The organism is Labrys miyagiensis (genome assembly GCF_030160835.1).
GTDB classification, from domain to species: domain Bacteria; phylum Pseudomonadota; class Alphaproteobacteria; order Rhizobiales; family Labraceae; genus Labrys; species Labrys miyagiensis.
In genome coordinates this window covers 1-228 of the sequence record NZ_BSPC01000062.1, presented here as the reverse complement: position 1 = coordinate 228, position 228 = coordinate 1, and the positions used below count along the sequence as shown (strand labels likewise).

The following is a 228-nucleotide window of genomic DNA, read 5'->3' as shown; positions in this document are numbered from 1 at the left end:
ATCGGAGCTGTAGCCGCCTTCCTCGCGTCGTCGGACAGCAGCTTTATGACCGCCAGCGAGGTCGCCGTCGACGGCGGCCTAGCGCAGCTCTGACCCCGGCGCGGTCCCGCGTCCGGGCCACACAACGAAGGATGGAAGATCATGAAAAAGCTAGAAGGTAAGGTCGCTGTCATCACCGGCGGCAGCAGCGGGATCGGGTTAGCCACGGCCAAGCGCTTCGTCGAAGAA

2 pseudogenes are annotated in these 228 nt (G+C 64.0%); both read left to right on the top strand.

From position 1 onward, the window contains the following. Positions 1-93: pseudogene (locus QQL24_RS26700) on the top strand (oxidoreductase); the annotation flags it as partial. Positions 94-141: 48 nt separating this feature from the next. After that, positions 142-228: pseudogene (locus QQL24_RS26695) on the top strand (oxidoreductase); the annotation flags it as partial.